The organism is Rhodococcus sp. AB351 (assembly GCF_049538275.1).
Classification (GTDB): Bacteria; Actinomycetota; Actinomycetes; order Mycobacteriales; family Mycobacteriaceae; genus Rhodococcus.
In genome coordinates this window covers 46,923-67,490 of sequence record NZ_JBMVFW010000018.1, presented here as the reverse complement: position 1 = coordinate 67,490, position 20,568 = coordinate 46,923, and the positions used below count along the sequence as shown (strand labels likewise).

The following is a 20,568-nucleotide window of genomic DNA, read 5'->3' as shown; positions in this document are numbered from 1 at the left end:
CACCGGTCGGGACGGCGATCAGGAAGGTCATGAACGAGAAGTACGGCAGCAGCACCGCGCCGGTGGCGTACATGTGGTGCGCCCACACCGCGATGGACAGCGCCGCGATGGCCATCGTGGCGTAGACCAGACCGGTGTAACCGAAGATCGGCTTGCGCGAGAAGACCGGGAAGATCTCCGAGACGATGCCGAAGAACGGCAGCGCGATGACGTACACCTCGGGGTGACCGAAGAACCAGAACAGGTGCTGCCACAGGAGCACACCGCCGGTGGCGGGATCGTAGATGTGGCCACCGAGGTGACGATCGACGAACAGGCCCATGAAGGCGGCGGTCAGCAGCGGGAACACGAGCAGGATCAGCAGGCTGGTGATCAGGATGTTCCAGGTGAAGATCGGCATCCGGAACATGGTCATGCCCGGTGCACGCATGCACACCACGGTGGTGATGAAGTTGACGCCACCGAGGATGGTGCCCAGACCCATCACGCCGAGGCCGAGGATCCAGAAGTCGGCACCGACACCCGGGGAGTGGATCTCACTGGTGAGCGGCGTGTACGCCGTCCAGCCGAAGTCCGCTGCACCGCCGGGGGTGACGAAGCCGAGCATGACGATCGTCGCGCCGAACAGGTACAGCCAGTAGCTGAAGGCGTTCAGGCGCGGGAAGGCGACGTCGGGGGCGCCGATCTGCAGCGGCAGGATGTAGTTCGCGAAGGCGAACACGACCGGCGTCGCGTACATCAGCAGCATGATCGTGCCGTGCATGGTGAACAGCTGGTTGAACTGCTCGTTCGACAGGAACTGCAGGCCGGGGACCGCGAGCTCGGTGCGCATCAGCAGGGCCATCAGGCCGCCGATGAGGAAGAAGGCGAACGAGGTGACCATGTACATGATCCCCAACATCTTGGGATCTGTGGTCGTGATCATCTTGTAGATGAACGAACCCTTGGGTCCCTGCCGCGGCGGGTACGGCCTTGCTGCAGCTATCTCTGGGACTGGCTGGGGCGCTACGGCAGTCACTAATCCTCCTGAATGCGCGCTCGACCTCGGGCTGGAGGCGAACGGTCTCTGGCTTGCGCTCATCGAATCGTAGACCCTCCCCGAAACGGTCGCCCTCCGGGTCCTACTCACTGTCGTACTCGACTCGCGAGGCTACCTGGAGCGGAGCCGAGAACCCCAATCCGAGCCTGTGCTGCACCTCACATGCAGGGGCGACAGCAGGTGACCTCACCACGCGCGAACAGCCCGGGTTAGGGTGCACTTCCCCCCACAATCACAGAAGGACGACCCGTGCCTGTTCTCTCCTCCCGACCCGCCCGGTTCACGGCAGCACTGCTGACCGCCGGACTCCTCGTCGCCGGCTGCAGTTCGGCCGACACCTCCGACGCCTCGTCCACCGACCCCGCGTCCGACTCGGCCGCCGGCTTCCCCCGGACCGTCGAACACTTCCGCGGTTCCACCACGATCGAGAACGAGCCGACCCGCATCGTCGCGCTCGACACGAGCTACTCCGACGCCGTGCTCCTCCTCGAGGCACCTCTCGTCGGATACGTCGACTACCGCACCGACGAGTTCCCCGACTATCTCGGCGACTCGCGGCAGTACGCGACCGACGCCGTGTCCGTCGGCAAGACCGCGGACGTGAGCCTCGAACAGGTGGCCGCGCTCGAACCCGACCTCATCCTCTCGGCGGAGGTGCGCGACGGGGAGAACTACGAGGAACTGTCCGCTATCGCCCCGACCGTCTTCTCCCAGTCGACCGGACCGACGTGGAAGGACAACATCCGGCTCGTCGCGCAGGCCATCGGTAAGGAGGACCTCGCCGAGCAGAAGATCTCCGAGTACGAGGAGCGCGCCGCGGCCATCGGTGCGGACATCAACGCCAAGGCCGGCAACCCGACGATCTCGATCGTCCGCTTCGCCGGTGAACCGACGGCCCGGCTGTACCGCACCACCTCGTTCAGCGGCATCGTGCTCGAGGACGCCGGTCTCGCCCGCCCCGCGAGCCAGGGTCCCGATCCGTCGGATCCGTCGAGCATCATGAACGCCATCAGCCCCGAACTGATCACCGAGGCCGAGGCGGACGTCGTCTTCGTCACCACCTACGACCTCGGCGACGGCAAGGCGCAGGCGGCGGCCGAACCCTTCGTCACCAATCCGCTGTGGGAGAACCTGCAGGGACGGAAGGTCGAGGTCGACGACAGCGTGTGGATGATGCCGGTGAGCATCCAGGGTGCGCACCGCATCCTGGACGACCTCGCGGACACCTTCGGCGTCGATCGTCACACGACCGGATAGCCTGAGCCGTCCGATCCGAGCAGCGTCCTACAGGAGTTGGTCCGACGTGTTTTCCGTGCACCGGTCACGAGCAGTGCTCGTCGCAGCCGTCGCTGCGGTGACGACAGCCCTGGCCGGATGCTCCACACCTCCCGACGACGACGCATCGGAGATCGTGCGCACCACGACCCGCATCGCCGGTGCGTCGGTCGTGGGCATCGACCGGGACACGTCGACCGCGTGCGCACTCCCCTCCCCGCTCGATCCGGGCCGGCCCACCACCGGCACCCGACCGGTCCTGCACACCGCAGGCCGGTCGGATGTGCCCGCCGACCCGCAGCGGATCGTCGTCCTCGACCCCGCGGCGCTCGACGCGGTGTGCGCCCTGGGGCTGTGGGAGCGCGTGGTGGGAGCGAGCGCCGAGGTCACCGGCCGGCCGGAATATCTCGGCTACGGAATCGGCGAACTTCCGCCCGTGGGTGCCGCGGGCAACCCGGACGTCGCTGCGATCGAGCGCGCGCAACCGGATGTGATCCTCGGCTCCTCCACCGACCCGGACGTCTATGCCTCCCTCAGCGGCATCGCACCCACCGTGCTGGTCGGGTCCGATCCGGTCTTCTGGAGGGAACAGTTCGTCCGGGTCGGTGAGGCGCTCGGGCGCACGGAGGCCGCACGTCGCGTGCTCGACGACTACGCGACGGCTGCGCGCGATCTGGGCCGCGAGCTCGTGTCGTCCCAGACACAGGCGTCGATCGTCCGGTTCACGGCCGACGGCCCCAGGGTGGAGGGCACCGCGTCGTTCGCGGGACAGGTGCTGGGCGACGTCGGCGCTGCCCGGCCCCCGGCCCAGCGGTTCGCGGTGGTCGACGGACAGCCGTGGCAGGCCGTCGACACGGAGGACCCGGCCCCGGCGGACGGTGATGTGATCTTCGTCCGTTTCGCCGGTGAGGACGGGCTCGAGGCCGGCAAGGACTACATGCAGACCGACGAGTGGCTCGACCTCGGGGCGGTGCGCGACAACCGTCTGTTCTCCGTGACCGACGACGTGTGGTCGACCCCCGGACCGGTCGCCGCGCGGGCGATCCTCACCGACCTGACGTACACCCTCAACGGATATTCGAACTGATCGCCGGCTCGACCGGCGGCAGCACGCCTGCCGGTATAGAAACGAGGGCGTGCCGATACCCGATTTCGTCGTCCAGCTCCGCTCACACGTAGGAACCGCTCCCCTGTGGCTGCCGGGGGTGAGCGCGATCGTCACGGACGACGACGACCGCGTCCTGCTCACCCGCCGCGCCGACAACGGCATGTGGGCCGTGGTGTCCGGAATCCTCGAACCCGGAGAGGAACCGGCCGTCGCCGCAGTCCGGGAGGTGCTCGAGGAGACGGGTGTCACCGCCGAGATCGTGCGGCTCACGAGCGTCGACGTCACCGCACCGATCACCTATCCCAACGGCGACGTCGCGCAGTACCTCGACGTGTGCTTCCTGCTCCGCGCGACCGGCGGGGACGCACGCGTCGCCGACGACGAGAACCTCGAGGTGGCGTGGTTCGCGCCGGACGACCTTCCCGAGCCGCTCACCGAGACGTCGCGTCTGCGGCTCGGGAAGGCCCTCGCCGGCCGTGCGGAGGCCTGGTTCCGTCAGTAGGCGGTGTTGATCGGAGCCGGGCTCCACAGACCGCTGCGCGTGACCGTGGCGGTGTCGAGTTCCGCGGTCCCCGTCGACGGATCGATCGGTGTGTACTGCTCGATCGCTCCCCAGTCGCGGTCCCAGTCGTGGTCGAGATACGACGGGATCGTGCGGGCCCGCAGCAACTGGTCGGTCCAGCCGAGAGGACCGCCACCGTTGTGGTCCTGCCACAGATCCGTGGAGATGGCACCGATCCGGTCCGGCAGGATCCGGTACTCGGGGACCTCGGCAATCCCGTTGCGGTGCAGCATCTGTCGCTGGCACGGGAAGTTGAGACCGACCGCCCAGTCCAACAGGACCGGCGTGTCGCTCCCCACGACCTGCTGCAGGGTCTGCGTCTGCGGCACGCGCGGCGGGGTGAACGCCAGCCACTGTTCGGGCGCGAGATCGTTGTCGGAGGCGACGATCCGCACCGCGTCGACCTCGCCCGGCAGCGTGTCCATCGGGACACGCAGATTCCTCCACGAGGGCGACGGACCGATGTCGATCGGCAGCGCCCGTCCCAGCGCGGTGACGCTGCCGTCGGCCGCGGTGGTTCCGTATTCGAGTTCGAGTCGCTGACCGTAGGTTTCGGTGCCGTCGGCGTCGACGGAGAAGATCCGGCCGGCCGCGGCGATGGTGACGAGATCCCCACGCGATCCGGTCGCGTCGGGCTCGGGCAGCCGGAACCAGGCGCTCGTGACGTCGCCGAGGGACGATCCGTGGCTGCCCAGCACCGGTGTGGTCGCCGGATCGAGCCCGAACGGCAATGCGACCGTGCTGCCGTTGATTCCGGCTCGGCCGGTACCGCCGCCGGTGCCACCGGTACCGCCGGTCGAGGTCTGGTCGTCGTTCGTGTCGACGGTGTTGGCGGTGCCGGCCGACGCCGAGTCGTCGTCCGGGGTCAGATCGAGCGCGACACCACCCGGCGTGAACCCGTCCCCTCCCCCGGCATCGAGAGCGGTGGCCGTGTCGGCGCCGATGGGGGTGAGCACCGAGGCGTTCGGGTCCGTCTCGAGCAGCACGTCGTTCGCGAGTGCACACGAGTTGCCGGTGAGCGTGTCCACGTTGGACCGTGCCACCGAATAACCCGGGTACTGCGAGATCGCGCCCTTGGCCAGTGACAGCGCCTCGAACAGCACCATCGCTGCGGCGGCGACGGTCAACGGCGGCACCGCCCACAACCGGGACGGGGTGTCGGTGCGGGTGGACGCGACGGGATGGATGTGCCACCACGCGGCGAGCAGCAAGGCGACGACCGTCACGGCGAAGAAGACGGTGGAGAAGCCGAATCCGGCGACCGACGGCGGCTTGTCCCACCACGGGACCCCATAGCTCGAGACGTACCACCAGCCGTTGGGGCCGATGAACGACATGGTCACCACGAACGACACCGCCGCGGCGAACAGGGCGCGGTTGCGGCGCGACCGCAGCACCGCGGGGCCGGTGGCCACGGCGGCCAGCATCGCCACCGCGGCGGCCAGACCGGCGTAGATACCGAAGTGGTGGGTCCACTTGGTGGGCGCGAACATCATCAGCACCAGCGCGCCGAGGGTGATACCGACGATGCGGCGGGACGGTCCCTGTGCGGTGCCGGGGATGTGCCCACCGCGGCGCAGCATCGCCACGATCGCCACCGCCAGGCACAGCACCAGCGTGAAGACCGCGAACCTGCGGGCCAGCGAGCCGTCCACGGTGATCTGCAGCAGGTACTGGTAGCGCAGATACTCCTGGAACCACGGCACGTTCGGACCGACGCCGTGCACGTGCTGCATCTCCAGCACCGCCGCGAGGGTCTGATCGGCGAAGACCGGCACCAGGATCACCAGCCCGGCCGCGAGCATCGGCGCGAGGACCGGCAGCCATCCCAGGGTCTGCGCCCGTCGATGGAGGATGCGGGCGATCGGACGGGCACCGGCGATCAGCGCAGCGAAACAGATGATGCCCGACGGTCCCGCGGTGACGGTGAGCGCGGCGACGAGGATCGCGGCCGCCGCGGGCAGCAGACGCCGGGTGGCGATCGCGCGTTCGACCGAGCACCAGGTGAGCACGACGCCCGTCGCGACGATCGGTTCCGGGCGCAGTCCGTTGTTGAGCGGCAGCCAGAACGCCAGGAACACCAGCGCCCCGGTCCACAGCGGAAGCCGGTTGCGACGCAGTGCGACGCCGAGACGTGGAGCGACCTCGCGGCTGAGCACCCACCAGCACAGGATTCCGGCGGTCAGTGCCGGTAGCCGCATCCAGATGCTCGCCGTCGAGACCTGGGTCATCAGGGCGAGCACGTCGTAGAAGGGCGTGCCGAAGGGTGCTTCGGGCACACCGAACCACCGGAAGTAGTTCGCCATGTACCCGGCCTCGCCCGCCGCGCGGGCCATCCCGAGCTGGTAACCGTCGTCGGCGGTGTTCGCCCCGATGACGTGCCAGACGAGCAGCGTTCCGACGACCAGCGCGTCGATGCGGGTGAACGACCACCACGACGCCGGCAACAGGCGGCGGTGGCGACGACCGTCGGCGCGGTCGAGCCGGGCCAGTGTCCACAACGCCAGTGCCGTGGCCACCACCGCGACGATCATCGCGACGATCTTCAGCACCGTCGGCGACGTCGTGAAGCGGGTGTCGACGGTTGCGGTGACCGAGACACCGTCGAGTGCAGGACCGGGCAGGTCGGTGAAGACGCCGACGAGCTGGGGCCGCAGGTCGCGGTCGAAGGTCCGCTCCCCCGACGCCGCGGCCGAGCCGGTGATCGTGGCGACGGTACGTTCCGAATTCGAGGACAGGGTGACCGAGCAGTCCCCGGCCAGGTCGTCCACCGGCGCGGAGGCGAGCAGTGTGTTGCGGGAGATCACCTCGAACGTCGCCGGCCCGTCGTCACCGGCCGCCTGGACACGGGCGATCAGCCCGTAGCGCTCGCGGTCGGGGGCTCCTGCGGGAAGTGTGGAGAAGACGGTGCCGCCGTCCGGCAGCGCGTCGCGCACGGACCGGCACTCGATCGTGGCGTCGAGGTCGACCGGTGCGTAGGACACCAGCGGCGCCGAGATGCCGGCGTTGCTCTCGTTCTGCGGCCAGTCGATGGTCGCGGTGGTCTGCGTCACGGGCAGGAACGGCATCGCGATGGATGCGACGATCCCCACGACGGCGGCGAGCACCGCCCACAGACGGGTCCGCTGCTCGAGTGCTCGCCCGCCCGACGGCGCGCGTTCGGTTGTCACCGGCCGAGGCGAGCCCGACGCTTCTCTTGTCTCGGTCACGAGGAGCGATGCTATCGGTGACGGGCCGGGCCGCGAAAAGCACGCGATCCCGCACACGGGCGCTGCTGCGCCGGTGTGCGGGATCGATGCGTTCGGGCCGGTGACGGAGAACGTCTACGTCAGAAGTCCCAGTCCTCGTCTTCGGTGACGACGGCCTTGCCGATCACGTAGGAGCTGCCGGAGCCCGAGAAGAAGTCGTGGTTCTCGTCGGCGTTCGGCGACAGCGCCGACAGGATGGCCGGGTTGACGTCCGTCTCGTCCTTCGGGAACAGCGCCTCGTAACCGAGGTTCATCAGCGCCTTGTTCGCGTTGTAGCGCAGGAACTTCTTGACGTCCTCGGTGAGCCCGACCTGGTCGTAGAGGTCGGCCGTGTAGTGGGTCTCGTTGTCGTACAGCTCGAAGAGCAGTTCGAAGACCCAGTCCTTGAGCTCGTCGCGCTCGGCCTGCGTGATCGTCTCGAGTCCGCGCTGGTACTTGTAGCCGATGTAGTAGCCGTGGACGGCCTCGTCGCGGATGATCAGGCGGATCATGTCGGCGGTGTTGGTGAGCTTGGCCCGCGACGACCAGTACATCGGCAGGTAGAAGCCCGAGTAGAACAGGAACGACTCGAGCAGCGTCGAGGCGGCCTTGCGCTTGAGCGGGTCGTCGCCCTTGTAGTAGTCGAGGATGATCTGCGCCTTGCGCTGCAGGTGCTCGTTCTCCTCCGACCAGCGGAAGGCGTCGTCGATCTGGCGGCTCGAGCACAGCGTCGAGAAGATCTGCGAGTAGCTCTTCGCGTGCACCGACTCCATGAACGCGATGTTCGTCAGCACCGCTTCCTCGTGCGGGGTGACCGCATCGGGGATGAGCGAGACCGCGCCGACCGTGCCCTGGATGGTGTCGAGCAGCGTCAGGCCCGTGAAGACCCGCATCGTCAGTTCCTGCTCGTACTCGGTGAGCGTGCCCCACGACTGGATGTCGTTGGAGACGGGCACCTTCTCCGGGAGCCAGAAGTTGCCGGTGAGACGATCCCAGACCTCGGCGTCCTTGTCGTCGGGAACGCGGTTCCAGTTGATCGCGGAGACGCGATCGATCAGTTTGACGCGCACGCCGTCGGCCGGCGAGTGTGCTGCTGCAGTCATCGGTTACCTACCTGAATTGTGTGCTGGTGCAAGGACTGTCGTGGAGCAGGGTCACAACATGCAGGAGACGCAACCCTCCACCTCGGTGCCCTCGAGCGCCATCTGCCGCAGGCGGATGTAGTACAGGGTCTTGATTCCCTTGCGCCACGCGTAGATCTGCGCCTTGTTCACGTCGCGGGTGGTGACGGTGTCCTTGAAGAACAGCGTCAGCGACAGGCCCTGGTCGACGTGCTGCGTCGCAGCAGCGTAGGTGTCGATGATCTTCTCGTAGCCGATCTCGTACGCGTCCTGGAAGTACTCGAGATTCTCGTTCGTCATGTAGGGCGCCGGGTAGTAGACACGCCCGATCTTGCCCTCCTTGCGGATCTCGATCTTCGACGCGACCGGGTGGATCGAGCTCGTCGAGTGGTTGATGTACGAGATCGAACCGGTGGGCGGAACCGCCTGCAGGTTCTGGTTGTAGATGCCGTGCTTCTGCACGGACTCCTTCAGCTCGCGCCAGTCCTGCTGCGTGGGGATCGTGATGTTCGACTCGGCGAACAGCTGACGGACCCGCTCGGTCGCCGGCTCCCACACCTGATCGGTGTACTTGTCGAAGAACTCACCCGAGGCGTACTTCGACTCCGGGAAGCCCTTGAAGTACGAGCCGCGCTCGATCGCGATCTTGTTCGACGCACGGAGGGCGTGGAACAGCACCGTGTAGAAGTAGATGTTCGTGAAGTCGACGCCTTCTTCGGACCCGTAGAAGATGTGCTCGCGGGCGAGGAAGCCGTGCAGGTTCATCTGGCCGAGGCCGATGGCGTGGGATTCGTTGTTGCCCCGCTCGATCGACGGCACCGACGAGATCGTCGTCTGGTCGGAGACGGCCGTCAGGCCGCGGATGGCGACCTCGATGGTCTGCGCGAAGTCGGGCGAATCCATCGTCTTCGCGATGTTCAGTGAACCGAGGTTGCACGAGATGTCCTTGCCCACATGGCTGTAGGACAGGTCGTCGTTGAACTCCGAGGGGGTCGAGACCTGCAGGATCTCCGAGCACAGGTTCGAGTGCGTGATCTTGCCGGCGATCGGGTTGGCCCGGTTCACCGTGTCCTCGAACATGACATACGGGTAGCCCGACTCGAACTGCAGCTCGGCGACGGTCTGGAAGAACTCGCGCGCCTTGATCTTCGACTTGCGGATGCGCTTGTCGTCGACCATCTCGTAGTACTTCTCGGTGACGTCGATGTCGGCGAAGGGCTTGCCGTAGACGCGCTCGACGTCGTACGGCGAGAACAGGTACATGTCCTCGTTCTTCTTCGCCAGCTCGAACGTGATGTCGGGGATGACGACACCCAGCGAGAGGGTCTTGATGCGGATCTTCTCGTCGGCGTTCTCACGCTTGGTGTCGAGGAAGCGGTAGATGTCGGGGTGGTGCGCGTGCAGGTAGACCGCACCGGCACCCTGACGGGCACCGAGCTGGTTGGCGTAGGAGAAGGAGTCCTCGAGCAGCTTCATGATCGGGATGACGCCGGAGGACTGGTTCTCGATCTTCTTGATCGGAGCGCCGTGCTCACGAATGTTGCTGAGCAGCAAGGCGACACCGCCACCGCGCTTGGATAGCTGCAGTGCGGAGTTGATGGAGCGGCCGATCGACTCCATGTTGTCCTCGATGCGGAGCAGGAAGCACGAGACGGGCTCGCCGCGCTGCTTCTTACCCGAGTTGAGGAAGGTGGGGGTGGCCGGCTGGAAACGACCGGAGATGATCTCGTCGACGAGGTGCCGGGCGAGGATCTCGTCGCCGTCGGCGAGCGTCAGCGCAACCATGCACACGCGGTCCTCGAAGCGCTCGAGGTAACGCTTGCCGTCGAACGTCTTGAGCGTGTACGAGGTGTAGTACTTGAACGCACCGAGGAAGGTCGGGAACCGGAACTTCTTCGAATATGCGTGCTCGAACAGCGATTTGACGAACGCACGCGAGTACTTCTCGAGCACCTCGGGCTCGTAGTAGTTCTCCTCGACGAGATAGTCGAGCTTCTCGTCGAGGTTGTGGAAGAAGACCGTGTTCTGGTTGACGTGCTGCAGGAAGTACTGGCGGGCGGCGGCCACATCCTTGTCGAACTGGATCTCGCCGTTGGGGCCGTACAGATTCAACATCGCGTTGAGCGCGTGGTAGTCGAGATCCTTGATCGAATCGTCGAGGTGTGCGCTCGTGGCGGGAGCGGGATCGGTAATGGTCACAGTGCTGTCCCCACTTGTCGGAGTTAGGAAACGGCCGCGCAGTCACGTCCGCGACGCGCGTCGAATACGGATACGGATGTGGCTCAGGCGTTCTGGAGAACGGACTCCCAGAATCGGGCGAGACCGTCGCGGACACGCTCGACGTCGTCCGTCGTGCCCATCAACTCGAACCGGTACAGATACGGCACCTTGCACTTGCGCGAGACGATGTCTCCCGCGAAACAGTACGAGTCGCCGAAGTTGGTGTTACCCGCCGCGATGACACCGCGGATCAGACTCCGATTGTGCTCGTTGTTGAGGAATCGGATGACCTGTCTGGGAACGTAGCGGGTGTCGCGACCCGTGGCGGTCGTCCCGCCACCGTAGGTCGGCACGATCAACACGTACGGATCGTGGACCTCGAAATTTCCCTCACGATCGTGCAGCGGGATCCGGCTGGCCGGAATCCCGAGTTTCTGCACGAATCGGTGGGTGTTCTCGGATGTACTCGAGAAGTACACCAGCGATGTTCCCGGGATCGACCCCAGCGAAGCCATCGGTAGTCACCACTCTTCATTCGATTGCGAAGACCGGCCCGGGCGGACACGGAAGAACACGTCCGCCCGGAGACGACGACGATCGGGCCGCCGCGAACGCGGCCCGGGCTCAGGCCGCGACGGTGAGCGCCTTGATGCGATCGGGGCGGAAGCCCGACCAGTGGTCGTCGCCGGCGACGACGACGGGCGCCTGGAGGTATCCCAGCGCCATGACGTAGTCGCGGGCCTCGGGGTTCTCACTGATGTCGACGACGTCGTACTCGATGCCGGCCTTGTCGAGGGCGCGGTAGGTGGCGGTGCACTGGACGCAGGCAGGCTTGGTGTAGACGGTGATGTTCATGAATGCCCCTTTTTCCGACGGCCGTGGGCGGCCTGACGACTGACTGCTGTGCGTTACCCGGAAGCCCACTTATCCGTCCGATCCCGCTTCCCCGAGAGATCGTCGGCACTTGTGGCCCTCCAGCGGTCTAGACACTACACCTTGTGTCCGTCGGATACACAGAACCCAGGATGTTGTGACTTACAAAGGTGATATTCCCAGGTCGCGACCCTCCCTCCACGGCGTTTCGGGCGTGTCTCGGCGTGTCGCCGCAGCGCGTCCGAGAGAGACCTCGAGCACAGTGTGGCGGGTGCCACCGACAACTTCCCGAGGTCACTGCGAGAACACCCTCCGGAGGGCCTGCGCGGGGAGCTCCGCCCGGGAAGAATGACTCCTCGTGCACCCGGTTCGCGCGATGGTCGCCGCACTGCTGGCACTGTCCCTGTGTGCCGCCTGCGACTCGCGCCGTCAGTGCGAGCCGATCTCCGCCCCGCTCGACGAGACGAGCACCGCGTGTCCCCGCTTCGGCATCAGCACCCCGGGCGGCCCGGTGGCCGTCGACGAGTACCGCGCGGTCACCGAGGCGGTCGGCGCCGCGCCGGGTGCGGTGCTGTGGTTCGTCGACTTCCTCTCCCCTCCACCCGTCGGGGCCCTCGACATCGTGCGTGCCTCGGGAGCCGACCCGATCGTCACGTGGGAGCCGTGGCTGCAGCGCGGCGACGGGACGTACGACCGGACGTCGATCACGATGGCCGACATCGCCGCCGGGGTCCACGACGACCATCTCTACCGGTGGGCGGACGAACTCACCGCGTGGGGCGGGACGGTGTACCTGCGCTTCGCGCACGAGCCGAACGGGGACTGGTACCCGTGGGGTCCCGCCGGCGGTACCCCACCGGAGACCTACGTCGCGGCGTGGCGACACGTGCACGAACTGTTCGCTTCCAAGGGGGCCGAGAACGTGCGCTGGATCTGGACGGTCAACGTCCCGCACGAGGGCAGCAGTCCCATCGCACCCCTGTATCCCGGTGACGACCACGTCGACGTCGTCGGGGTCGACGGTTACAACTGGGGCACCACGCGGCCGTGGAGTCGCTGGCAGTCCCCCGAGGAGCTGTTCGGACCGACCTTCGACGAACTCGGCCGGATCGCCCCGGGTCGTCCCGTCGCGGTCACCGAGGTCGCGAGCGCGGAGGCCGGTGGATCGAAACCGGACTGGATCCGGGGTCTGGTGGGTTACTTGGACAGTCACCCCGCGGCAACGACGTTCGTGTGGTTCCATCACAACAAGGAAACCGACTGGCGCCTGACCAGCACGGCCGAGTGCGCGGCGGCCCTGGGCGACGCTCTGCACAGGAGACACACCGCACGATGACATCCGAGGCGTCGTTGCTCCCCGACCATCTCGAGGACGAGCGCATGCGCGACGTCGAGCGGCTCGAGCTGCTCGACACCCCTCGCGAGGAGCGCTTCGACAAGATCACCCGCATGGCGTGCCGCGTGTTCGGCGTCCCCATGGCGTCGCTGTCGCTGATGGACCACGACCGGCAATGGTTCAAGTCGATCCTCGGATTGGAACTCTCCGAGGTTCCTCGCGAGAGGACGGTGTGCCGCACCACCATCGCGCGCGCGTACGAGCGACCGGACGACCTCGCACTCGTCCTCCCCGATGCCGCAACCGATCCCGCCTTCATGGACATCCCGGGTATCGGTGGTGACGGTGGGATCCGGTTCTACGCGGGTTACCCACTGTTCGGTCCGGCCGGTCATCCCGTGGGCACCTTCTGCATCTACGACACCGAGGAGAGGAACCTCGACCCGGATCAGCTCGACACCTTCGCGGAGCTGGCCGAATGGGCGCAACGCGAACTCGACCGTTCCGACGAACTCGACCGCGCCGCCGAGATCCAGAAGCAACTCCTCCCCCGGCCGCTACCCGACCTCCCGGGCTACGAGATCGCCACCGTCTGCCTGCCCGCCTTCGTGGTGGGTGGCGACTTCTACGACCACTACCGGCTCCGCGAGGGCGTCGTGATCTCCGTTGCCGACGTGATGGGAAAGGGTCTCGGCGCGGCGATCCTGGCGTCGGGCGTGCGCTCCTCGTTGCGCGGTGCCGGCCGCGTGCTCGACCGTTTCGGACGCCGTCCGGTCGGCGTGCTCGACACGGGGATGGCGTTGACCCTCGGCGCCGAGCATCTCGCCGACGACTTCGAGCACACGGGAACGTTCGCCACCTCCTTCGTCGCTGCGATCGAGTTCTCCACGGGAGACGTCGACCACGCCGATGCAGGGCACGGACTCGCGGCGATCCGTCGCGCGGACGGCAGGGTCGAACCCGTCGAGGGCGACGGCCCACCGCTCGGGGTGTTCCCCGCCACCACATGGACATCGGAGACCGCGCACCTCGCCCCGGGCGACATGCTGGTGGTCTGCTCGGACGGACTGCTCGACCTGCTCGACGAGAACAGCGATCCGGCGGCACTGTGCCGTTTCGTCGCCGACCATCCGACCCCGAAGGCGCTGGTGGCCGCTGCACGTGCCCTGACGGAGAACGAACCTCCGCTCGACGACGTCACGGTCGTCGCGATACGACGGAACGAGGTGTCGTGAAGGCTGTCACGAAAGAGGGCTACCCGTCCCCCTTCCTGCGCGTCCTCATCGTCCTCACGGTCGTCGTCGGTCTGAACTACATCGTCTGGCGCTGGCTGTTCTCCGTGAACTGGGATGCCTGGTGGATCGCGATACCGCTGGTGCTGGCGGAGACGTACAGCCTGATCGACTCGCTGCTCTTCGCGTTGACGATGTGGCGGCTGAAGAGACGGCCCGAACCACCCGCAGCGCCGGAGGGGTTGACGGTCGACGTGTTCATCACCACCTACAACGAACCCGTCGACCTGGTGCTGCACACCGCCGCGGCAGCGAAGCGGATCCGCTATCCGCACCGGACGTGGATCCTCGACGACGGAGCCCGGCCCGAACTCGCCGCAGCGGCCGCCGAACTCGGCGTCGACTACATGACGCGGGCGGCGAGCTGGACGAACAAGCCGCGCCATGCCAAGGCCGGCAACCTGATCAACGCGCTGCTGCATTCGGACGGCGAGTTCCTCCTCATCCTCGACGCCGACCAGGTGCCCGAACCCGAGATCCTCGACCGCACACTCGGATACTTCACCGACGACCGCACCGCCCTGGTGCAGACACCGCAGTACTTCACCAACGTTCCCGAGTCCGACCCGCTCGGCAGCCAGGCCCCGTTGTTCTACGGCCCGATCCAGCAGGGCAAGGACGGCTGGAACGCAGCGTTCTTCTGCGGGTCCAACGCGATCCTCCGACGCGAAGCGCTCATGCAACTCGGCATCTCCGGCTATGTCCGGGCCGTCGAGGACGGCGTCGAACGCACCCTGCGCACCGCCGGCAAGGTGGTCGACCGCGCACGCCGGAAGGTGCCCGCCGATCAGCCCGACGTGGCCGCGGCACTGGAGTCGGTGCGACAGGCCGTTCGCTCGGCACGGGGCGAACTGCGGGCGGGAACAGCACTCGCCGACGTCACCTTCCGCTTCCAGCAGGCGGTCGACGCCGCTGCGCGCAGCATCGTCGATGCCGACTTCGGTGGTATCCGAGCCGATCTCGAGGAGATCGCCGCGCTCGACGCACACGGAACCGATGCGCTCACCATCGACGAGACCGTGCTCGAACGCCTCGCCGACCGCGAATGGTCACCGCTCGGTGCACTCGAATCGATCCGCGCGATGATCCGGGCCGTCGACGTCGACCGCGCCGAGGAGGCCGAGCCGATGCTCGCGTTGGCCACGATCTCCGTGACCGAGGACATGGCCACCTCGATGCGTCTGCACGGCGCGGGCTGGAAGTCCGTCTACCACCACGAGATCCTCGCGTACGGACTGGCGCCGGAGGATCCGAAGACGATGGTCACGCAGCGGCTCCGGTGGGCGCAGGGCACGATTCAGGTGATGCTGCGGGAGAACCCACTCGTCCAGAAGGGCATGACCCTCGCGCAGCGCCTCATGTACTGGGCGACGATGTGGAGCTATCTCTCGGGGTTCGCGGCCCTCGCCTATTTCGCGGCGCCGGTGATCTATCTCGTCTTCGGGGTCCTGCCGGTGGAGGCCTACAGTCTCGACTTCTTCGCGCGGCTCGTCCCGTTCCTGGTCCTCAGTCAGTTGCTGTTCTTCGTCGTCGGCCGCGGCACACCGACCTGGCGTGGCCAGCAGTACAGCCTCGCACTGTTCCCGGTGTGGATCAGGGCGTGCTGGACGGCCTTCCTCAACGTGTACTTCGACAAGCCGCTGGATTTCGCGGTCACCCCGAAGACGCGTCAGGGAGGCGAGGGTGTCCCCTGGTATCTGTTCCGTCAGCAACTGCTCGTCATGCTGTTGCTGGTCGTGGCGGCGGTCGTCGGGGCGGTGCGGTTGTTCCTCGGCGACATCTCGGTTCTCGGCGTGACCGCGAACCTCGTCTGGGTCGTGTTCGACCTGTTGATTCTGTCGGTGGTGATCGGCGCGGCTCGCTACCGTGGACCCGAGAACGAAGGAGTTCGATGAGCCACTACGAAACGCGTACGGTCGGAACGAGTACCGTCGTGCAGCCCACCGGTCGCCTGAACATGGTTGCGGCACCACGTCTTCGCGAGCAGTTGCGCGATCTCGTCGAGAGCGGATCCCATCGGCTCGTCGTCGACCTCAGCACGACGGAGTTCATCGACTCCTCCGGGCTCGGCGCACTCGTGTCCGGATTGAAGGCCGCCCGGCAGGCCGGCGGCGACCTGCGGATCGCCTCGCCCACGGCGCAGGTGCAGAGCGTGCTCGCGCTGACCCGGCTCGATCGGGTCCTGGCGACCCACGATTCCGCGGACGCGGCCTTCGATGGCGACTGACGGATCACCCAACATCCGTTCTGCCGACGGCGCGTCCGGCCGGTGGGAGTTGTCCGCGCCGACGAGCGAGGGCACCCTCGACCGGATCATGGATCTGGTCGCGGAGATGTTCGCCGCCGAGGAACTCGACGAGTCCGATCGCGTGCAGTTCGAGATCGCGGTTGCCGAGATCGCCGCGAACATCATCGAACACGCAGGTCGGGGACGAGCCGTCTCGGTGACGTTGACCCTGGAACTCCATCCGGATCGTCTCGAGGCCGTGTTCGTCGACGACGGCGCTCCGGCCCGTGTGGATCTGCGTTCGGTCGAACTCCCGGACGCCCTCGCCGAGCGCGGTCGAGGACTCGCCATCGCCCTCGCCGCGCTCGACGAACTGCGGTACCGGCGACAGGTCGGCACCAATCGCTGGCTGCTGATCTGTCACCGGTCCGATGCGTCAGGGCAGTCCGGGCAGTAGGTCGTCGAGCCGGGCCGGCAGGTTCCGAACCCGTACGCCGGTCGCGTGCCACAGGGCGTTGACGACCGCCGCGGCGCTGCCGACGATCCCGATCTCACCGATCCCCCGCGACCCCATGGGTGTCGCATGCAGGTCCTCGTCGTCGAGCCAATCGGCTTCGATGCCACGGATGTCGGCGTGCGTCGGCACGTGATATTCCGACAGGTCGTGGTTGACGACGTGCCCGAAACGGGCGTCGCGGATGCTCTCCTCGAACAGCGCCATCGAGATCCCGAACGACATCCCGCCGATGAACTGCGACCGCGCCGTCCGCGGGTTGATCACCCGTCCCACGGAGAACAGCCCGAACATCCGGGGCACCCGGATCTCGCCGGTGTCGGCGTCGACGTGCACCTCGGCGAAGTGCACACCGAAGGACTGTGCGGTGTAGTGCTCGAGTTCGCGGTTCTCGGCTGCCGACGCGGACAGTTCGGCGCCCACCGGCGGATCGTCGCCGAAGCGTTTGCCGAATTGCTCTGCGGCCGTGACGATCGCGGTGCCCCAGGACGAGGTGCCCGACGACCCGCCGGCCACCGTGCCGTTGGGCAGTGCGCTGTCGCCGATCTCGAGGTCCACGTCCTCCGGTCGGCATCCGAGTGCGTCGGCGGCGATGAGGGTCAGGGTCGTCCAAGCGCCCGTACCGAGGTCGGTGGCTCCGATGCGGACGGAGTAGCGCCCCTCCCCCAGATGCCGGATATGGGCTTCCGAGCCGGGATTGACCATGTGGGGATAGGTCGCGACCGCCATGCCGGTACCGATCAGGGTGTGGCCCTGCCGCCGGGTTCCGGGTTCGCGGTCGGACGGATCCCATCCGAACCGCTGTGCGCCTTCGCGGAGGCATTCGACGAGCCGGCGCGACGACCACGGCTTCCCCGTCTCCGGATCGGACTCGGGTTCGTTGCGGATGCGCAGTTCGATCGGGTCGATCCCGAGTTCGGCGGCGAGCTCGTCCATCGCCACCTCACCGGCGAACATGCCCGGGGCTTCACCGGGCGCGCGCATCCAGAACGGCGCCGGGACATCGAGGGTGATCGCGCGATGCGACGTGCGGGCGTTGGCGACGTCGTACAGATTGCGCAGCGGTACCCCCGCCTGTTCGACGAATTCGGTGACCCGGGACGACTGGGCGAACGCCTCGTGCACGAGACCGGTGAGCCTGCCGTCACTGTCGGCCGCAAGCCGGATGTGCGAGGCGGTCGGAGCCCGGTAGCCGACGTAACCGAACATGTCGGGACGGGAGACCGCGAACTTGATCGCCTTGCCCGGCAGGGCCCGCGCCGCGAGTCCGCCGAGGACGTCGTGCGCGTGAGGACCGCCCTTGGAACCGAATCCCCCACCGATGTACGGGCAGACCACCCGCATCCGGGCCGTGTCGAGGCCGAAGACCGGTGCGAGGGTCTCGACGACGCCGTGCGGATGCTGCGTCGAGGTGTACAGCGTCAAAGTGTGTGCGTCGACCTCACCGTTCGACGGCACGACGTCGATCCGCCAGATCGCGACGACGGTGTGCGGTTCGAGCGGGTTGTTGTGTTCCTCGGGGGTGGAGTACCACTGATCGATCACCGTCTCGGCGCGGGTGAACGCCGCGTCGACATCCCCTCGCTCGGTGTCGGGTTCGTAGCCACCGTTGACGGTCTCGGGGGTGTACGCATCGGGATGGTCGGCGCGGAAGAGCGCGTCGTGCGGTTCCTCGCTGTATTCGACCTCCAGGAGCGAGCATGCCTCCCGGGCGATCTCGAAGCTCTCGGCGACGACCGCACCGATGATCTGCCCCCGGTACAGCACCTCGGGTGTCTGCAGGACGGAGTACTCACCTTCGGCCTCCTCGGTGAGACGCGGGGCGTTCCAGGGAGTGAGGACCTTCAGCACCCCGGGCACCGCTTCGGCAGCGGCGGTGTCGATCCGGTCGACGCGCCCGCGGGCGATGGTGGAGGTGAGCGGCACGAGGTAGGCGGGATCGTCGACCGGATGCTCGTAGGCGTACGGCGCCGTCCCGGCGACCTTCGCCGGTCCGTCGATTCGCGCGGTGGAGCGCCCACCTGTTCGGATCGGCTCGGGGCTCATGCGGATCCACCTCGTTCCCGTCGTTCGTCGAGTTCGCGCAGGGTCGCCACCACGGTGCGCCGCAGCAGCGGGATCTTGTAGTCGTTGCCGTCGAGGGGGCTCGCGTCGGCGAGTTCGGCCTCGGCCGCAGCGGCGAAGACCTCGTCGGAGGGTTGCTGCCCGAGGAGCGCTTCCTCCGCGCGGTGTGCCCGCCAGGGCCGGTGCGCGACCCCGCCGAATGCGATGCGGCACCCGGTGATCGTCCCGTCCGCGACGGTCATCTCGGCCGCTACGGAGACCAGCGCGAAGGCGTAGGACGCCCGGTCGCGCACCTTGCGGTAGGTGGACAGCGAACTCTGCGCTGCGGGGATCTGCACGCCGACGATCAGGTCGTCACGTTCGAGCACGGTGTCGCGCTCGGGGGTGTCGCCGGGAAGGCGGTAGAAGTCCTCCACCGCGATCGCGCGTTCACCGTCCGGGCCGAGGACGAGGACTTCGGCGTCGAGCGCGAGCAGGGCGACCGCCATGTCGGAGGGATGGGTGGCCACGCAGTGCTCCGAGGCGCCGAGGATCGCGTGGTAGCGGGTGTATCCGCCGATGGCGGAGCAGCCGCTGCCGGGTTCGCGTTTGTTGCAGGGGGTGCTCACGTCCCGGAAGTACGAGCACCGCGTGCGCTGGAGCAGGTTGCCACCGGTGGTCGCGGTGTTCCGGAGCTGAGGCGAGGCACCGGCGAGCAGTGCACGCGACAGCACCGGGTAGTTGCGCCGCACGAAGGGGTGCGCCGCGAGGTCGCTGTTGCGGACGTTGGCGCCCACCCGGATTCCTCCGTCGGTCGTCTCCTCGACGGTGTCGAGCGGTAGATGCGAGACGTCGACGAGAACGTCGGGGGTCGCGACGCCGAGTTTGAGGTGGTCGACGAGATTCGTGCCGCCCGCGAGGAAGACCGCGCCCGGTGTCTCGTGCACGACGGCGACGGCCGCGGCGGGATCTGCCGGTCGCTCGTAGCGGAGGGAGCTCATCGCGACGCCTCCGTATCGAGTCGACTGTCGCCGGTACCGAGTCGGCTGTCGCCGGCGGCGACGGTGCGGATCGCCGAGACGATGTTGGGATAGGCGGCGCAACGGCACAGATTGCCGCTCATGCGTTCCCGGATCTCGTCGTCGTCGAGTTCGGGTGCCTGGTCGAGATCGGCCGTGACGTGACTCGGTGACCCGTCGGCGAACTCGTCGAGCATGCCGACGGCCGAACAGATCTGGCCGGGGGTGCAGTAACCGCACTGGAAGGCGTCGTCCTCGATGAACTGCGCCTGGAGCGGATGCATCTCCCCGTCGCCGAGTCCGGCGGCGGTGACGATCTCGGCGCCGTCGTGCGAGGCGGCGAGGGCCAGGCACGAGAGGGAGCGCCGGCCGTCGATCAGCACGGTGCATGCTCCGCACTGACCGAGATCGCATCCCTTCTTCGGGGACGTGATCCCGAGGCGGTCGCGCAGCGCGTCGAGCACGGTGGTGCGGACGTCGATCGGGACGCGGCGCTCCACCCCGTCGACGTGGAGAACTATGTCGAGATCGGGTCGGTGGCCGGTATCGGTCCTCGTGTCCCCGCTTGTCATGGGCAAACCTCCGAACAGTGGGCTGTGTTCGGGGCATTCCCGCTGCAGGCGTCATCGAACCGTCGGGATGCGACGAGTGGTGCGTTCGCTGCTCGGCCGGACCGTGCGGATACGCGCGGTGCCGGAGACCTCGGGGGTCT

At 67.3% G+C, this 20,568-nt stretch carries 17 protein-coding genes; 8 read left to right on the top strand and 9 right to left on the bottom strand.

Annotation, left to right across the window (positions count from 1 at the left end; genetic code table 11):
• Positions 1-1,018: cbb3-type cytochrome c oxidase subunit I (locus ACPCXD_RS21425; protein ID WP_423661109.1), on the bottom strand; the 1,018-nt coding region annotated here is incomplete at its 3' end.
• A gap of 270 nt (positions 1,019-1,288) precedes the next feature.
• On the opposite strand from ACPCXD_RS21425, the gene ACPCXD_RS21420 reads away from it, so the two are divergent.
• From ACPCXD_RS21420 to ACPCXD_RS21410, 3 genes are read left to right on the top strand one after another with little or no spacing between them, the layout of a single operon-like run.
• Positions 1,289-2,296, top strand: coding sequence for an ABC transporter substrate-binding protein (locus tag ACPCXD_RS21420; RefSeq protein ID WP_088897153.1), 1,008 nt, complete (start codon positions 1,289-1,291; stop codon positions 2,294-2,296).
• Between the two features lie 46 nt (positions 2,297-2,342).
• Positions 2,343-3,401, top strand: a complete 1,059-nt coding sequence (locus ACPCXD_RS21415) for an iron-siderophore ABC transporter substrate-binding protein (RefSeq protein ID WP_423661108.1) — start codon at positions 2,343-2,345, stop codon at positions 3,399-3,401.
• Between the two features lie 49 nt (positions 3,402-3,450).
• A complete protein-coding gene (locus ACPCXD_RS21410) occupies positions 3,451-3,924 on the top strand; it encodes an NUDIX hydrolase (RefSeq protein ID WP_016693148.1) in 474 nt (157 codons plus the stop codon).
• Here ACPCXD_RS21410 and ACPCXD_RS21405 read toward each other — a convergent pair.
• The 5 genes from ACPCXD_RS21405 to ACPCXD_RS21385 all read right to left on the bottom strand — a co-directional run bounded on the left by ACPCXD_RS21405 (position 3,918) and on the right by ACPCXD_RS21385 (position 11,407).
• On the bottom strand, positions 3,918-7,154 hold the full coding sequence (locus ACPCXD_RS21405) for an arabinosyltransferase domain-containing protein (protein ID WP_016693149.1): 3,237 nt from the start codon (positions 7,152-7,154) through the stop codon (positions 3,918-3,920). The genes ACPCXD_RS21410 and ACPCXD_RS21405 overlap by 7 nt on opposite strands.
• Positions 7,155-7,312: 158 nt before the next feature.
• A complete protein-coding gene (gene nrdF, locus ACPCXD_RS21400) occupies positions 7,313-8,314 on the bottom strand; it encodes a class 1b ribonucleoside-diphosphate reductase subunit beta (protein WP_026061338.1) in 1,002 nt (333 codons plus the stop codon).
• A 51-nt stretch (positions 8,315-8,365) separates the two neighbouring features.
• Complete coding sequence (gene nrdE / locus ACPCXD_RS21395; protein ID WP_088897150.1) at positions 8,366-10,531, bottom strand: class 1b ribonucleoside-diphosphate reductase subunit alpha; 2,166 nt, start codon at positions 10,529-10,531, stop codon at positions 8,366-8,368.
• Positions 10,532-10,614: 83 nt separating this feature from the next.
• Positions 10,615-11,067, bottom strand: coding sequence for a class Ib ribonucleoside-diphosphate reductase assembly flavoprotein NrdI (gene nrdI / locus ACPCXD_RS21390; protein WP_016693152.1), 453 nt, complete (start codon positions 11,065-11,067; stop codon positions 10,615-10,617).
• A 109-nt stretch (positions 11,068-11,176) separates the two neighbouring features.
• Positions 11,177-11,407, bottom strand: coding sequence for a redoxin NrdH (locus ACPCXD_RS21385; protein ID WP_006550390.1), 231 nt, complete (start codon positions 11,405-11,407; stop codon positions 11,177-11,179).
• Between the two features lie 394 nt (positions 11,408-11,801).
• Between ACPCXD_RS21385 and ACPCXD_RS21380 the strand changes: the two genes are divergently transcribed.
• The 5 genes from ACPCXD_RS21380 to ACPCXD_RS21360 are packed head-to-tail and all read left to right on the top strand — an operon-like array spanning position 11,802 to position 16,737.
• Entirely contained in the window at positions 11,802-12,761 is a 960-nt protein-coding gene (locus ACPCXD_RS21380; RefSeq protein ID WP_088897149.1) for a glycoside hydrolase family 26 protein, read from the top strand.
• Positions 12,758-13,996, top strand: coding sequence for a PP2C family protein-serine/threonine phosphatase (locus ACPCXD_RS21375; protein WP_016693154.1), 1,239 nt, complete (start codon positions 12,758-12,760; stop codon positions 13,994-13,996). The genes ACPCXD_RS21380 and ACPCXD_RS21375 overlap by 4 nt, the downstream gene beginning before the upstream one ends.
• On the top strand, positions 13,993-15,948 hold the full coding sequence (locus ACPCXD_RS21370) for a glycosyltransferase (protein ID WP_160877618.1): 1,956 nt from the start codon (positions 13,993-13,995) through the stop codon (positions 15,946-15,948). The genes ACPCXD_RS21375 and ACPCXD_RS21370 overlap by 4 nt, the downstream gene beginning before the upstream one ends.
• Positions 15,945-16,280, top strand: coding sequence for an STAS domain-containing protein (locus ACPCXD_RS21365; protein ID WP_160877620.1), 336 nt, complete (start codon positions 15,945-15,947; stop codon positions 16,278-16,280). The genes ACPCXD_RS21370 and ACPCXD_RS21365 overlap by 4 nt, the downstream gene beginning before the upstream one ends.
• Complete coding sequence (locus ACPCXD_RS21360) at positions 16,270-16,737, top strand: ATP-binding protein (RefSeq protein ID WP_202400462.1); 468 nt, start codon at positions 16,270-16,272, stop codon at positions 16,735-16,737. Before ACPCXD_RS21365 ends, ACPCXD_RS21360 begins: the two co-directional genes overlap by 11 nt.
• Here the strand turns inward: ACPCXD_RS21360 and ACPCXD_RS21355 are convergent.
• From ACPCXD_RS21355 to ACPCXD_RS21345, 3 genes are read right to left on the bottom strand one after another with little or no spacing between them, the layout of a single operon-like run.
• Complete coding sequence (locus ACPCXD_RS21355) at positions 16,717-18,840, bottom strand: xanthine dehydrogenase family protein molybdopterin-binding subunit (RefSeq protein WP_088897146.1); 2,124 nt, start codon at positions 18,838-18,840, stop codon at positions 16,717-16,719. The two genes, ACPCXD_RS21360 and ACPCXD_RS21355, sit on opposite strands and share 21 nt — an antisense overlap.
• Positions 18,837-19,838, bottom strand: coding sequence for an FAD binding domain-containing protein (locus tag ACPCXD_RS21350; RefSeq protein ID WP_423661107.1), 1,002 nt, complete (start codon positions 19,836-19,838; stop codon positions 18,837-18,839). Before ACPCXD_RS21350 ends, ACPCXD_RS21355 begins: the two co-directional genes overlap by 4 nt.
• Positions 19,835-20,428: a 2Fe-2S iron-sulfur cluster-binding protein gene (locus tag ACPCXD_RS21345; protein WP_037190583.1), complete on the bottom strand. Its 594-nt coding sequence runs from the start codon at positions 20,426-20,428 to the stop codon at positions 19,835-19,837. Before ACPCXD_RS21345 ends, ACPCXD_RS21350 begins: the two co-directional genes overlap by 4 nt.
• Between the last annotated feature and the right edge of the window lie 140 nt (positions 20,429-20,568).